Source organism: Paenibacillus puerhi (assembly GCF_009846885.1).
Taxonomy (GTDB): Bacteria; Bacillota; Bacilli; order Paenibacillales; family NBRC-103111; genus Paenibacillus_G; species Paenibacillus_G puerhi.
On sequence record NZ_WUWM01000029.1, the window covers coordinates 20,814 to 34,937 of the forward strand.

The following is a 14,124-nucleotide window of genomic DNA, read 5'->3' on the forward strand; positions in this document are numbered from 1 at the left end:
TGTCACCGCCTTTTCTTCACGTATGTCCATAACTTTTTCTGTTGGGGCTTGGTCACTTCATACAGATCCTCTATCAATTCACCTACCGCTTGAACAAAATCAGGCTCCACCTTACGCAGGTCGACACGCCCGTCATACACCCAATTGATTCGCCTGCTTGGGCTGTCCCAATAGGTGTAGGAGCGCTGTACGGGGAGCAGGGTCGAAACGTATTTGGGCGTGATCGCACACTCGGTCTGGACAAACATATGCCCATCAACCTGAGATTCGCGCAGCAGCGCTTGACTGTACTCCAGGGAGGAGCGATCGCATGCGGTGACCAATATGATTTTGGCAGGTCCCTTGCAGTCGGGAAGTGTAGGTTGATGCCAGTCATATATCGCGACACAATCTTTGTCCTGGACTTCCGACGAATCCGTTACGATTCGGATCCCCGACGCCTCCCCTTGAAAATATCGATACGAGCGTGTGGTGTCCGTGACTACGATCAGCTGCTCATCATTGCGGAATTCCTTCATTAGCAGGGCTACCGTCAGCGTCAAGTCGTGTTTCTCACAGTCGCCGATGAATACGAGATCCACGCTTATTTCCCCCCCAGCAAGCCCGATTGGTTGTTTGCTTCCCCTGTCGTTTCGTTCTTATTGACCGCCGTCTGTCCCTGTGCCGGTGCTGGAGAGACTCGTTCTGCTGCGGGCTGCAGCTTGCGTGAGGATGCAGAGCTGCCTGGAGGCGGAGCGCTGCCCAATCTCGTACGACCGCTTTTGTCCATGGCCTTTAACCGCTCGTCGATCCCTTGCCTGATCTTGTCAGCCAGCTCCCATCTCGCCGTGTTCCCGATGTTAGGGTTCGACTTGATGACGTTTAGCACCGATACTTGAGGAACGTATGTAACAAGTGCTTGTGACTGCAGGTGAGGCTCGACATATTGGATAGCGTACAGTTCCGCTTCATTCGTGTAAGCGTCTACCATAGCCGATCGAAGCAGGTGAAGCTCGTCTTCATTCACAACAAAGAAAGCAATTTGAGGATTGATATCCACATCGTCCAATTGCTTCTTCGACAGCACCACGTAGTCTTCTCCGTTCGGGAATAAAATTCGGATGTCCACAATATCCTTGGAGCCGACGCGCAGAGGCAAACGGATGTACTCGGCCTCTTCCTTGCGCAGACCGGCCTCAAGCTTCCCCCCGGGCGTATAGATCATGTCTGAGGTGACAGCCGTCCCTTTTTCTGCGTTTATTTTTATGGTTTTGCCAATGGCGTCCGCAGCGTTGTTGACTATATTCGACGGCGTGAAATAGTCCGGCAGCGCCAGCTTGGAAAGATCCGATTCCAGAAGGACATCTCCCGCCGCCTTGTCCACCTTCAGAACGTAGCCGGATATGGACTTTGTCTCGTATCTGCTGATCTGCTCCGCTTTCCCGGCAAGCTGCTCCTCGTATTCAAGACGCTGGTGATTCATCGCCACCATCGAAATACTATACACGGCGATCCCGCTAACTACGGCAGCTCCGAATATAATGGCTCCTCCAATAATCCAAAACGTAGTCTTTCGTTGTTTGCCTATTGTTCGCAAAAGCGACTCATCCCTTCAATCGAATGAATTGTCAAATAGACTGTAAAGATGCTATTTGTTGTCAACTTTCCAAGAATTATCATAGAGGATAACAATCGATCTCGTATATAGTCCTAGATGACCGCTGGAAAAGCGAACCAAAATAATCTCACAGAACTACATGACCCATACACATTTGTAATATTATGTATAAAATTGCAGTGAGAAAAATCGACATCCATTCTGGCTGAAGCGAGTCAAAAGGATCATGCTCGATGATCCTTTTCCCTTCTCATGCTTGAGCGCTTCCACTTTATTGCTAATAGTCACCTTCGCTTATCCATTTGCATTTGGGTATCCAGCGAACAAAAACTCCCGGGTGCTTCCGCCAGAGCCCTTGTCGAAATATGACTGCGCTTTCATACACGAAAGGGCAGCTAGGCCCATGCAAGCGCACTAAAAACTCGCCAAATCCTTATTGGATTCAGCGAGTTTTTTCTATCCGGCATGATGATTTATTCGGATGCTTCCGCCAGCTCCTTCGCGGCTTGCAGCCCACTTGCAGCATCAAGAGTAGGCACATACCGATTCCTATAAAAAATTCGTACTCGGTTATCTACTTTTCCGACGGATTCCGTTAAACTTGCACGCTGCTCCGCCGATACCGGAAAGAAAGTCCGAATTTCACTTTTTTCCGTTGCTCAGAAGGCAGAAAGAAGGTACAATCAAAATCAAATAAACATAAACAAAAAGGAGTCGCTCCCATGCAAGCAACCATCCAGCATCAGCTTAAGAAAGTCATCCATCAGACCTTGCACTTAAAAAGACCTGACAACGAAAGCCACTTAAAGGAATTGTCCGACGAAGGCAAAGCCCTCGGATACTTTCCCCGCGACTTTGGAATGGACGAATGGGATTGGCCGCAGGGCATCGGCTTGTACGGCCTGAACAAACTGACGAATCAAGAAGGCTTTGACGTATCTCAGGAATTCTTCGTCAATTGGTCCAACGAACAGATGGGCCGCGGGCTGCCCCTCAAAAATGTGAATACGACAGCGCCGCTGCTTACCCTGATGGATCTGCCCAGTGTGGAAAAGCTTGCCTTGGAATGGATGCAGTGGGTGGAGAAGGAATGTCCGCGCACCAAGGAGAACGGGATTCAGCATGTCACCTCCGGCAATACCTCGAAGTTCGAGCTAAACCTGCATGATCAGGAAATTTGGATCGATACTTTGTTTATGGTTGTGCTGTTCATCGCCAAAATGGGCAAAACCTATCATAATCCGGCATGGAAGGATGAAGCGGCCTACCAGTTTGCTCTTCATATCAAGCATATCTTTAATCCGGAGAACTCCTTGTTCTTCCATGGCTACGATTTCAAGAATGAAAACAACTTCAGCGAAGCGCATTGGTGCCGCGGAAACAGCTGGTTTACGCTCGCAGCCCCTGAATTTATGGAAATTATGCAAAATGACTTACCGGCGGAATCGCGTGACCTTATCTTCGGCACCTATAAGGCACAAGTCGATAAATTGGTTGAGCTGCAGAACGAAAACGGACTTTGGCACACGCTGCTCGACGATACGGACAGCTACACGGAGGTTTCCGGGTCGGCCGCGATTACCGCAGGCATACTGAAGGGAATCCGCCTGGGCTTGCTGGATTCCAGCTACCTTGAGCCTTGCCGCAAGGCAGTTGCTGCGGTGCTTAAGAACATCTCCGAAGACGGTACGGTATTAAACGTCTCTGCGGGTACTCCGATCTGCGCGTCTAAGGAAGACTATAAGAAAATCGTCTTCGCGCCGACTGCCTATGGCCAAGCTCTAGTGATCGTGCTCTTGGCCGAAGCTTTGCTGCATCCCGAGCTGTAAGAGCGAAGCTTGAGAAGGAGAAAGAAAGCCCCTTGTGCCGAAGAAGCGGCATAAGGGGCTTTTGTCTTATTCGGGCTTAATTGATTTTTACCGCCATCTGCTGCGCCTTCAGACACAGTTCCGCTGCCAAGAAAGCATGCTCTTGCGTCATAGCTAGTTCCGTCCGATGCAAGCAGTCTAGAATCAGCTCGCCGAAGAAAGGATAGCCCACCTTACCATCGACATGAACATGATATTCGCCCTCTTGATTAACCAAATACACATGATTGCTGGATTGGTCTCGAGCGATATCGATATACTTCCTTAGTTCAATGTAACCCTCGGTTCCCAATATTAGCGTACGTCCGTCTCCCCAAGTTCCTAAACCATCGGGAGTAAGCCAATCCACCCGGAAGTAATTCGTAGCCCCATTATCCCCAAGCAAGGTCGCGTCGCCAAAGTCTTCAAGCTCCGGGTAATTCGGGTAATGATAGTTTGCGATCTTACTATGCAGAACCTCTGCCTTCTTACAGCTGGCATAGAAGAGAAACTGCTCAATCTGATGGCTGCCGATATCGCATAGGATGCCTCCGTAATGCTCCCTCTGGAAAAACCATTCCGGTCTGGATGGAGCGTTCAGCCTGCGCGGGCCGAAGCCCGTCACTTGAACAACACGACCGATCGCTCCCTGTTCGACTAGCTGACCGGCATAAACCGCCGCTTCCACATGCAGCCGTTCGCTGTAGTAAACCATGTATTTCCTTCCTGTTTCCCGAACCTTCAAGCGGGCTTGCTCCAGCTGCTCCAGCGTGGTAAACGGAGCTTTGTCCGTAAAATAATCTTTGCCTGCGTCCATGACCCTGAGCCCTAGCGCGCAGCGCTCCGAAGGTATGGCCGCACCCGCGATCAATTGAACCTCGGGATCGGCAAGAACCTCCTCCTCGGTTGCCGCAATGTTAACCTGAGGATAGGCCCGAGCGAATGCCTCCGCCTTGGCAGGGTCGCGGTCATAAACCCACTTTAGCGTAGCGCCTGCTTCGAGCAGCCCATTCACCATCCCGTAGATGTGACCATGGTCGAGCGCCACGGCAGCGATCATAAATTCTCCAGCCTTGACCACCGGATTTGGCTTTCCTTGGGGCGCATAGTTCATTTCGTCGTTTTTCTGCATGGCATTTATACCTCCACATGGATCAATTTTCGTTGAAAACCCATTCGTTTTACTTCTTATCGAACCCGCTGCCGGTAGTGATACTCATGTCTTGAAAATTGCTTACATGACTTTTCTTCTCATAGAAATACGGAACGTTCCGTCTCATGCCTTCTTGCGTGTAGAAGGGATCGTCCTTGGCCAGCGGAAGCTGGACATTCTCTCCCGTGCTGGCAGATTTGTAGATGCTCATTATCAATTCGAGCGTACTTCGCCCGCTGTTTCCGTCAATGAAAACCGGCTCTCCTGTCTCAATAGCGCCCAGTACATTATCGATCTGCGCGGTATGTCCCTCATAAGGAAGATCAGGTAATTCGTCGTAGCAGCGTTGAATCTCCTGCTCCAATTCCTTGTCCTGCTCAGGGAATCCGTTCGCCAAGGAGGCTGAGGCTCGAACCCGCCACGGAGCCGATATACGGGCGTGCTGCCCTTGGAAAATAAACTGCTGCTCTTCGCCATGATGAACCACGGAGCTCGTAATTTGCCCCAATGATCCATTGGGAAAACGCAGCATGGCCATGGACAAATCCTCCACCTCCGCATTGTCATGTGCGACATTGCTCATGTAAGCCTGGACCTGGCTGGGATTTCCCATCATCCACAGCAATGCGTCAATATGATGAACCGCATGATTCAAGGTGCAGCCGCCGCCCTCCTTCTCCCAGGTTCCACGCCACCATAAATCATAATAGCAGTGGCCCCGCCACCAGAAGGAATCCACTTGAGCATGGAGAATCTTGCCTGCCATTCCGGTGTCCAGTACGCTTTTAAGCTTCATAATCGGGTTTCTGAATCGGTTTTGCGCCACAACGGACAATACCCTTCCGTTCTTTTGGGCGGCTTCGATCATTTCATCGCATTCCTTGAGGGAGGGGGCCATAGGCTTTTCCACCAAAACATGACTGCCCGCATTCAGGAAATCAATCGTAACCGGCGCATGATAATACGGAGGCAAACATACGGAGACCAGATCAATCCCGTCTTGGAGCAGCTCCTTGTAATCCGTTACAACCTTAGCCTCAAGTCCGTACTTCTTTATCTTTTCTTCCGCCTTCTCGGGGTAAAGATCACATAAAGCTACAATTTCACAGCGGTCCTTGAACTGCAAGTAAGCTTCGATATGACTCGGTGAAATCGCCCCTGTGCCGATAATAGCAACCTTTAACATGGATATTCCCCTCCAAATCGATGGTGTTCCTATAACGATACTATCTCAAGCCGCATGGGAAATGTGCTCCGGTATGGGGAAAAAATAACTCTATATTGCGGTTTTGGTACTTGTGTATGCCCCGTCGTTTCGATATATTGATACCTATAATCTGGTTGAAGCGATCTGGTGAAATGAGGGGGGCGGACTGCTTGTCGTTTGTCATCAATAACTACAGTGAAATCCCATTGCAATTTGCTTATAAACGCAAAAGTGTCAATTACGAGCATAAAGAAACGTTTCATTCTCACCTTGGTGTGGAGCTATTGCTCATCCATCAAGGCAAAGGCACCATGATTGTCAACAACATCAGCTATGACATTAAGCCGGGGATGCTCTGTATCTTCCAGCCGCATCAGCTTCATCATCTGCAGCTTGAATATAGCGAGGATCAATGCTTCGAACGTTCAATGGCTATTTTTGAACCGACCATGTTTGAAGCTTATTTTGAAAAATGGCCCGCTCTCCACACCTTTTATAAATATATATATTTAGGAAAGCTTCCCTTCCCTTGCCTATATGCGATCGATGATCTTGACATACTGGACAGCGTGTATAGCAATATGAATGACAACTTGCCGAACGTGCTGGAGTCGGAAAAATTTGAAGAAATTTCGTTGTTTCTTGTGGTCCTTTATCGCGCTCTAAAGCAGGTGTGGGATAAGCTCAACGTACACGCTTCAACCTACCAAACCCGTCGCAAAAACTATCAGGTGGAGCATATATTAGATTGGATCGAAGCTCACTATACCGTTCCATATCGATTGGATGACATGGCCAAAGACTTGCATTTATCTCCTTACCATTTGTCGCATCTGTTTAAGAAAGCTACAGGTATGAGCATCTCCGAATACATCACGACTCGAAGAATTCATCAATCGATTTTGTTGTTAACGACCACAAATAAACCGGTTTCCTTCATTGCAGAGGAGATCGGTTTAATGAATTGCTCTTATTTTTGTAAAGTGTTCAAATCGCAGATGGGTGTCACTCCTCATCAATACCGTAAAAGAGCACTGCGTTCGAATGATTAACTATAAGACAAAACGGCAGCCAAGGACCAAAGCTGAAGTCCGCGGCTGCCTTCGATTCTTGTCGTGCGGCTGGGCGGCTGGGCCGGAATAAGTTGACCTCGGAGCCGGTCCGATTGCTTTACAGGTTAACGATTCTGGTAACGCTTGTAGGCATCCTCATGCATTTTGACGATTTGGTCGATCCCCATCGTTTGAATCGTCTTCGTACTTGTTCAAGTCCCTCGTAGCTCCTAGCTCCGGCCGATTCCCATCGTAACGGTAATGTGAAGCAGGCTTTCGGATACGACTGCCCTATTATCTCATACAGGCAGGAAAAAACTGGACTCAAGAGCATGTCGTGCGCCATAGCGGCTATTTGTACCAGTGGATTCAGTGCATTAAGGGCGAAGGAGAGTTGCTTCTTGACGGCAAAGCGTACCGAGTGAAGGAAGGGATGGCCATACTCCTTCTCAAGGAAGACGCCCATGAATATTATGCGATTAGCTCTTCCTGGATCGTGGATTGGCTCGTATTTGACGGACATCAAGTCGAATCCTTCTTAAAGCGTACGGCCGGTATCGCGACATCCGGTGTCTATTACGTATCTAAGCCGGATCTGTGTTTGGCTAGAATTCAACATGTTCTGGAGATCGGGCAATCGGATGGCGCGCTTAAAGGCATCCAATGCTCGAGCGTTATTTACTCTCTGCTTACGGATATCGTACAATATGCTTCCGTCATTCCAAACCATAGCGCCACCCATATGAATTCCAAGTTGAAGCCCTTATTCGATTACATGGAGGAAAACTACAATCGCTCTCTAACTTTGGAAGGCTTGGCTAACGTGGTAGGAGTTACGCCGCAGCATTTATGCAATGTGTTTAAAAAGGCAACCGGCATTCGAATTTTCCAATATCTTAATTCCGTGAGAATCAAGAAAAGCAAGGAGCTTCTCTTGCAGCATCCCCAAATGCCCATCAAAGAAATTGCGTTCGCGACCGGCTTTGAAGATGCGAACTATTTCTGTTCCGTCTTCAAAAAGCACGAGCTGCTCAGTCCGAACCAATTTAAAAAAATTCATATTTTCAGTTGAAATCATACGAAGTAACGCAATAATGCTACTTATGCATTCCTGCATATAATAGCCAAGCAGGTTGCTTCCGCTCGCCGGCTTCACGAGGATCATCGCTTCGACGCTATCCCTATAGGCTTGGAATTTCCGTATATGATCACTACATAAAGGTAGTTAAATTAATCATTTGCAGGGTTTGTTAAACGTTTAACATACCCTTTATTTAGATTAATCTTAAACGTATAAGGTATCAAGGAAGAAATGGGAAATTCCGGACCCCTTGCACCAATGAACCTTCAGAATGCCCCACCTCGTTTGCGGCTACTCTTCATATAATGTTAATAATATACGGCTATAACTTTTACAATTGAATGATAATCTATTTCTTGTGTTCACTATTAATAGGTTCGAAGGGAGTCCCTACACGCATGAATAAAAAATGGCTTATCACCGCATCAACGATTCTGACCCTTACTACAGGCACAAGCATGGCTACAGCAACTAGTCTGACCGGCACGACGAACGACCAACTTACATACTCCAGCAATGGACAAGCTGTTTCTCCATCGGCCCCGGCCGTAAACATCGACGGGAGTCTCTACCTGCCGGTTCGTGCATTAAGTGAATCGTTGGGCAAATATGTCGATTGGGACGAATTTCGCTCTAGCGTCGCTCTATCGGACAAACCGGTGTTAACCGGCAAATATACGCTGAAAGCCTCTGACCTAGCGGACGGCATCAAAATGGGGGTCGGCTCCTCCCTGACCCACCTTCCAGGTGATCCGGACGATATATTTTATTCGACAGCCGATCGCGGTCCTAACGGGCTAATCGATGTGAACGGAGTCTCGCGCCGCACATTCCCTCTCGAAGGCTATGTCCCTTCCATCTACAAAATCCAGATTGCCGACGGTGAAATTAAGATTCTGGAGCAAATCCCGTTAAAGCTGAACGGTGTAAACCCCGTGACCGGTCTTTCTACGATCTCCGGATTGCCGAATATCAAAGGACGCGACGAAGTGCCATTCGACGCAAAAGCGGAAAAAGAGCTCGCCTATGATCCATACGGGCTGGATATCGAAGGACTGGCGTACAACCCGAAAGACGATACGTTCTGGATATCCGATGAATACGGCCCGTCTATCGTGCATGTCAAACGCGACGGAACGATCATCGAACGTATTGTTCCAAAAGGCTGGGCGTCTAAAGTAGAGACTCCGCTTGTACCGGCTCGCGAGACACTCCCGGCCATCTACAACAAGCTTCGCCAAAATCGCGGCGCTGAGTCTGTAGGCATCACTCCCGACGGAAAATTTATGTTCATGGCCATGCAGAATGCGCTGCGCAATCCTGACAAAGCCATGGATAACTCCCGCCAGGTCCGTATCATCAAGTTTGATCTGGAAAGCTTGAAGCCTGTTGCCGAATATGTGTACCTGTTGGAGGATGCATCGCCATTTAAGAACCTGGCTCAAGGGGACATCGTTCTTTCCGATATGGTAGCTATCAATGAGAACACCCTGCTGATCGACGAGCGCGACAAGTTTTCGGGAGACAAAGCGCAATTGAAGCGTATTTATTCGATTGACCTATCGAGCGCTACTAATATTTTGGGCAAATATGACGATGCGCAGAGCGCAGGTAAGACGCTTGAACAAATGACCATATCCGATCTGAAAGCGAACGGCGTTATGCCCGTTTCCAAACGTACGGTGCTGGATTCGGTCGAATTCAAATTCCCGTATGAAAAAATCGAAGGCTTGTCGCTTGTCAATGGCAACACGCTGGTTATCATCAACGACAACGACTTCGGTATCGATAGCACCTCGCAGGAAAACGAGACGGAACTGTGGACGTTCAAGCTGCCTTACACTATTAAATAACTTGATTCTTGCGAAACACCTATCAAAAAAGGTTATCTGGGTTTGGTTTAACCAGATAACCTTTTTCTATAAAACTATGCAAACCCATTTAGATCAGCCAGCACGTCGGGAGCGGGTCAGAGTGATACCGGCAAGAACCATGCTAGTGATCCCTGTCATGATGGCGATGACAGCCGCAGCTCTTCCGTCGCCAGTGCCGAAATTACCAGTGAACATGGTCATATGGATTAATGCATAGACAATGACGACCAGCGCTACCACTAAGGATATGATGGCCCCGTTTCGCCCCCTATTGCCACTACGACGGATGGAGCGGGATAGAGACAGCCCCGCCAAGATTGCATTCAGCAGCCCCATCAACGCGTCTACCGTGGACCAGATCCGCCCGGTTGTGATTGCATAACCAACATTACTTTCAGCAAAGGCAACCGTGGGTACAAGTAGAAGCGCACAAAGTATTCCGAATGAAACTAGTTTGACTTTCATGATTATTCCTCTCCTTTCACAGCCAGTTTACACTACAAATGTCGAGAACTTATGCAGATCTTCCTCTCTTTGTGTGCATTCCTTTAAGAATCTGCCAAATCACGGTATAATTTCGGTAAGCGTTATCACTCTCGTTGATGGAAGCCGATTACAGGGAAAGATGTGGTGGGAATGGAAACGAAATTGTTGCTTGTGGAGGACGAACCGGGCATGCTGGAGGAGATGCAGGCTTATTTGCAGCGTGAAGGGTTCCGGGTACTGACTGCCTGTACCGGAAAGGAAGCGCTATTAATTGCCCGGTCTGAACGGCCTGATCTCGTCGTGCTGGATTGGATGCTCCCCGGCAAGAGCGGCATCGATGTTTGCCGCGAACTCAGGCAAACGTCACATTGCGGCATTATTATGGTTACAGCCCGATCGGAGGAATCGGATAAAATCGTCGGCCTGGAAATCGGCGCGGATGATTATTTAACGAAGCCGTTCAGCTTGCGCGAGCTCGCTTCTCGCATCCGGGCTCTGCTGCGCCGCCTGCGCGGACCTGAAGACAAGTCGATGTTCTTGGAAAGAGACAACTTGATCATTTCCGAGGCCAAATGTCAGGTGTTCAAAGACGGGCAGGAAGTCCACTTGACGCGGACCGAGTTCAAAATTCTGTTCACGCTGGCAGCTCATCCCGGTATCGTCTTCAGCCGTTTGCAATTGTTAAAGGCTGCTTTGGAGGATGAATACATGGGATACGAAAGAACGATGGATTCCCATATCCGGAATCTTCGCCGCAAGCTGGAGGATGATCCGGCCAATTCCCGTTATATTCAAACGGTATACGGTTTCGGTTACCGATTCGGCGAACGTTCATGAAGATGACAGTCCGCATGAAAATATTCGCCTATATGGTATTGCTTGTATTCCTTATAAGCTTCACTTTCTCTCTGACAACACAAGTCTACACAGCCGGCTTGATCGATCGATTTCAGAGGGAACAACTCCATGCCGACTATTTGAGCGCCGCGCCTGAAGAGCAATTCGAAATTTTTAAATCTTTTTTCATTGGCAACACACGGCTGGAAGCACTGCTTCAAGTGACGCATGGCGCGCGGCTGCTCTTTTTTGTCGCGATCGGGTTGATCTTTAGTTATTGGTTATCGGGGATTCTGACCCACCCGCTCAAAAAGCTTATAGCCGCCATAGAGCGCGTGGCGCAAGGTGACCTGAACGTCAAAGTACCTGTAGACACGAAAGATGAGTATGGAAAAGTCGCCCAAACGTTCAATGATATGACGTTTCGCCTGCGTGAAGCCGAAGAAGCCCGAAGAAGATTGGTGGCTGATGTCGCTCACGAGCTTCGCACGCCGCTGTCCGTTATGCAGCTTAAGCTGGAAAATTATCAGCAGGCCGGTCGTCATATCTCGCCGGAAATGCTGCTTCGGCTTCATGATGAGGTCATCCGGCTCAACCAGCTTGTGGACGACCTTCATGTGTTATCTCTCGCCGAAGCGGGCCGGCTGTCGCTCGATCGCAAGCCCCTCAATCTGACTGCACACCTGGAACAAATCGTGGATGACGTGAGATACGAAGCGGAAGAAAAGGGGCTGGATATTCGCCTCTGCACGAATTCAAAACCGGTTAGCATAATGGCCGATGCGAGACGGATCACCCAGGTTTTCATTAATTTACTGACCAATGCGATTCGTTATACGCCTCGTGGAGGGAAGATTACGGTTAAAATCGAAGACGAGGTCGTTGACCGGGATGCTCTCTTTGCGTGTGTCTCGGTGATCGATACGGGCATCGGAATACCGGCGGACGAGCTTCCCCACCTATTCGATCGATTTTACCGCGTAGAAGAAGCGCGCTCGCGGCATACAGGCGGTACGGGGCTCGGATTATCCATCGTCCATCATTTTATAAGAGCCCACGGGGGCTTCATCCGCGTTGCGAGTCAGCCTGATGAAGGTACTAGATTTACCGTATATCTACCTAAAGAAACAGTCTAAGGACTATATGAACGACATGCGAAATGCGGGTAAAAAACCAAACAAAAGGAGCGTTGCATGGGCAACGTTCCTCTGCTAGGGCTTATTTATTTATGCACTTAAAGGGTATCGCGGCGTAATACAAAACTCTCCCGTAATGTTCGGTGTCACATCTGTACCAGCCGCAACAACTAATTGTATCGTATCGAATCCGGTTTTGGTGAAAGCAAATGCTGTACCCGGTGTAATGGTGTCGGTTTCTATAATCGTTCCTGCTGTTCCTCCTACCAGAAAGTTAACCGTAATGGCCCTTCCAGCAGGGGCAACGCCAATCATTACGGTTCCGGTTGCATAAACACTGGCGGGATTTACGTTTAAGCGGTATAGGACGTGGGTAATCGCCCCGGCAACTGGCGTAATATTAATCGGATAACAAACTTGATCCTGAACAAATGTAACCTGATTGCAGCAAGAGAAATTACTCTCGGCAACCATCGGACTACGAGATGAACCACCTCGGCACCCCATATAAGAACCCCTCCTTCATGTAACTCCTTATACAGTATTTTGACCCATCCGTTTTCGTCTGAGCAAATTCATCAGGCTATACGGCCATTTTAAGGCGTTGGCGTTTTTTTAGGCGAGTTTATTAATTGTAGGACGATGTGTGTTTGCCTAGCACATTTCGTGCGGTAAAACGATATGCAAATACATATAGCTGCCCTGCCTCGGCGGTTAAGCTGGGAGTGATATGACTTGGGGAAAACCGTTCAGGTTAACAAACAAACGACGATCGTTCAAGTAAATCAAAAATGCTGTCAGACAAAGAGAAAAAAACAAAACCGAAAGCAAAAAAAGTATTTCATTGAAAAAGTTTGTGGTGTCATTTTTCAGAAGTCTCTTTCCCCTCCTCAGGTCTACTTTAGAGCGATAGGCGTACGTCCCTCCGCAACGCTAAACATACAAAATGATACCAACTGCGATATGGAAGCCATCATAAAGATGAGGACAAAGGAAATTACGCAGACGGTCAAGCAATCCCAACAAGTATCCATGGTGCTTCCATCCTTAGCGAGACTTTCCATTCGATGGGCTGGGGGGGAATCCCCCATTTGTAGAGGGCGTTACACGATCATCCTGCGTCACGGCAAGAAAACTCGTTTAAGGCTGTATTAAAGCACCGGTAAAAGTTATTGCTCCGACCGCTGTTGCTGTATTGGAAATAGCCAATCCTGATAGAGTATACGTAACATTTCCAGTACCAGGGGTTAAATCGACATGGTTGATACTCGTAGCACCAAATGCGCTGCTCCCGAACCGTTCATCATTAATACTGAAAATGACGGTTGCCCCCCGTAGAATTTGAAATTGAATTACTGTATTTCCGGCATTAGTTCTCCACCCAATAATTCCGGTTAACCAAATGCGACCGTCGGCAGGAACCCCCGTTATAGTGATAGTTTTTAATGCTGTTGCAGCAGCGACTAAACCTATTGCAGAACTACCGGAGGTATTAGGGGTATTTTCCGACACCTGGAATTGCTGGAAGACACCATTAGCCCCAGAAGGACCTGTTGATCCCGTTGCACCCGCTGGACCCGTTGCTCCCGTTGATCCCGTTGCTCCCGTTGCACCCGCTGGACCCGTTGCGCCCGTTGCTCCCGCTGCTCCTGTTGCTCCCGTTGCACCCGCTGCTCCCGTTGCTCCCGTTGCTCCCGTTGATCCCGTTGCACCCGCTGCTCCCGTTGCTCCCGTTGCTCCCGTTGCTCCCGTTGCTCCCGTTGCTCCCGTTGCTCCCGTTGCTCCCGTTGCTCCCGTTGCTCCCGTTGCTCCCGTTGCTCCCGTTGCTCCCGTTGCTCCCGTTGCTCCCGTTGC

Annotated in this window: 14 protein-coding genes; 7 read left to right on the top strand and 7 right to left on the bottom strand. The window is 48.9% G+C overall.

Features of this window, described 5'->3' with window-relative positions; genetic code table 11:
* Positions 1-2 precede the first annotated feature (2 nt).
* Positions 3-581, bottom strand: coding sequence for a hypothetical protein (locus tag GSF01_RS22430; protein ID WP_159887535.1), 579 nt, complete (start codon positions 579-581; stop codon positions 3-5).
* A 2-nt stretch (positions 582-583) separates the two neighbouring features.
* Positions 584-1,576, bottom strand: a complete 993-nt coding sequence (locus tag GSF01_RS22435) for an SAF domain-containing protein (protein WP_159887536.1) — start codon at positions 1,574-1,576, stop codon at positions 584-586.
* 743 nt (positions 1,577-2,319) lie between these two features.
* Here GSF01_RS22435 and GSF01_RS22440 point away from each other — a divergent pair.
* On the top strand, positions 2,320-3,426 hold the full coding sequence (locus tag GSF01_RS22440; protein ID WP_159887537.1) for a glycoside hydrolase family 88/105 protein: 1,107 nt from the start codon (positions 2,320-2,322) through the stop codon (positions 3,424-3,426).
* 76 nt (positions 3,427-3,502) lie between these two features.
* On the opposite strand, the gene GSF01_RS22445 is transcribed toward GSF01_RS22440, so the two are convergent.
* Both GSF01_RS22445 and GSF01_RS22450 read right to left on the bottom strand, forming a co-directional pair.
* On the bottom strand, positions 3,503-4,576 hold the full coding sequence (locus GSF01_RS22445; protein WP_159887538.1) for a Gfo/Idh/MocA family protein: 1,074 nt from the start codon (positions 4,574-4,576) through the stop codon (positions 3,503-3,505).
* Between the two features lie 49 nt (positions 4,577-4,625).
* Positions 4,626-5,783 (bottom strand): Gfo/Idh/MocA family protein, encoded by a 1,158-nt coding sequence (locus GSF01_RS22450; protein ID WP_159887539.1) that lies wholly within the window; start codon positions 5,781-5,783, stop codon positions 4,626-4,628.
* 191 nt (positions 5,784-5,974) lie between these two features.
* On the opposite strand from GSF01_RS22450, the gene GSF01_RS22455 reads away from it, so the two are divergent.
* The 3 genes from GSF01_RS22455 to GSF01_RS22465 all read left to right on the top strand — a co-directional run bounded on the left by GSF01_RS22455 (position 5,975) and on the right by GSF01_RS22465 (position 9,790).
* The gene (locus tag GSF01_RS22455) at positions 5,975-6,856 is read left to right on the top strand and encodes an AraC family transcriptional regulator (RefSeq protein ID WP_159887540.1); all 882 of its coding nucleotides are present in this window, start codon (positions 5,975-5,977) and stop codon (positions 6,854-6,856) included.
* A gap of 337 nt (positions 6,857-7,193) precedes the next feature.
* Positions 7,194-7,928 (top strand): AraC family transcriptional regulator, encoded by a 735-nt coding sequence (locus GSF01_RS22460; RefSeq protein ID WP_235941682.1) that lies wholly within the window; start codon positions 7,194-7,196, stop codon positions 7,926-7,928.
* 407 nt (positions 7,929-8,335) lie between these two features.
* On the top strand, positions 8,336-9,790 hold the full coding sequence (locus GSF01_RS22465; RefSeq protein WP_159887541.1) for an esterase-like activity of phytase family protein: 1,455 nt from the start codon (positions 8,336-8,338) through the stop codon (positions 9,788-9,790).
* 93 nt (positions 9,791-9,883) lie between these two features.
* On the opposite strand, the gene GSF01_RS22470 is transcribed toward GSF01_RS22465, so the two are convergent.
* Positions 9,884-10,276: a DUF6223 family protein gene (locus tag GSF01_RS22470; RefSeq protein WP_159887542.1), complete on the bottom strand. Its 393-nt coding sequence runs from the start codon at positions 10,274-10,276 to the stop codon at positions 9,884-9,886.
* A 171-nt stretch (positions 10,277-10,447) separates the two neighbouring features.
* On the opposite strand from GSF01_RS22470, the gene GSF01_RS22475 reads away from it, so the two are divergent.
* Both GSF01_RS22475 and GSF01_RS22480 read left to right on the top strand, forming a co-directional pair.
* Positions 10,448-11,134: a response regulator transcription factor gene (locus GSF01_RS22475; protein ID WP_159887543.1), complete on the top strand. Its 687-nt coding sequence runs from the start codon at positions 10,448-10,450 to the stop codon at positions 11,132-11,134.
* Entirely contained in the window at positions 11,131-12,270 is a 1,140-nt protein-coding gene (locus GSF01_RS22480) for a sensor histidine kinase (RefSeq protein WP_159887544.1), read from the top strand. Before GSF01_RS22475 ends, GSF01_RS22480 begins: the two co-directional genes overlap by 4 nt.
* A 90-nt stretch (positions 12,271-12,360) precedes the next feature.
* Here GSF01_RS22480 and GSF01_RS22485 read toward each other — a convergent pair whose 3' ends face one another.
* A complete protein-coding gene (locus GSF01_RS22485; protein WP_159887579.1) occupies positions 12,361-12,744 on the bottom strand; it encodes a DUF3992 domain-containing protein in 384 nt (127 codons plus the stop codon).
* 261 nt (positions 12,745-13,005) lie between these two features.
* On the opposite strand from GSF01_RS22485, the gene GSF01_RS22490 reads away from it, so the two are divergent.
* Positions 13,006-13,425, top strand: coding sequence for an S-Ena type endospore appendage (locus GSF01_RS22490; RefSeq protein ID WP_159887545.1), 420 nt, complete (start codon positions 13,006-13,008; stop codon positions 13,423-13,425).
* 379 nt (positions 13,426-13,804) lie between these two features.
* Here GSF01_RS22490 and GSF01_RS29855 read toward each other — a convergent pair.
* Positions 13,805-14,124: hypothetical protein (locus GSF01_RS29855; protein ID WP_235941683.1), on the bottom strand; the 320-nt coding region annotated here is incomplete at its 5' end.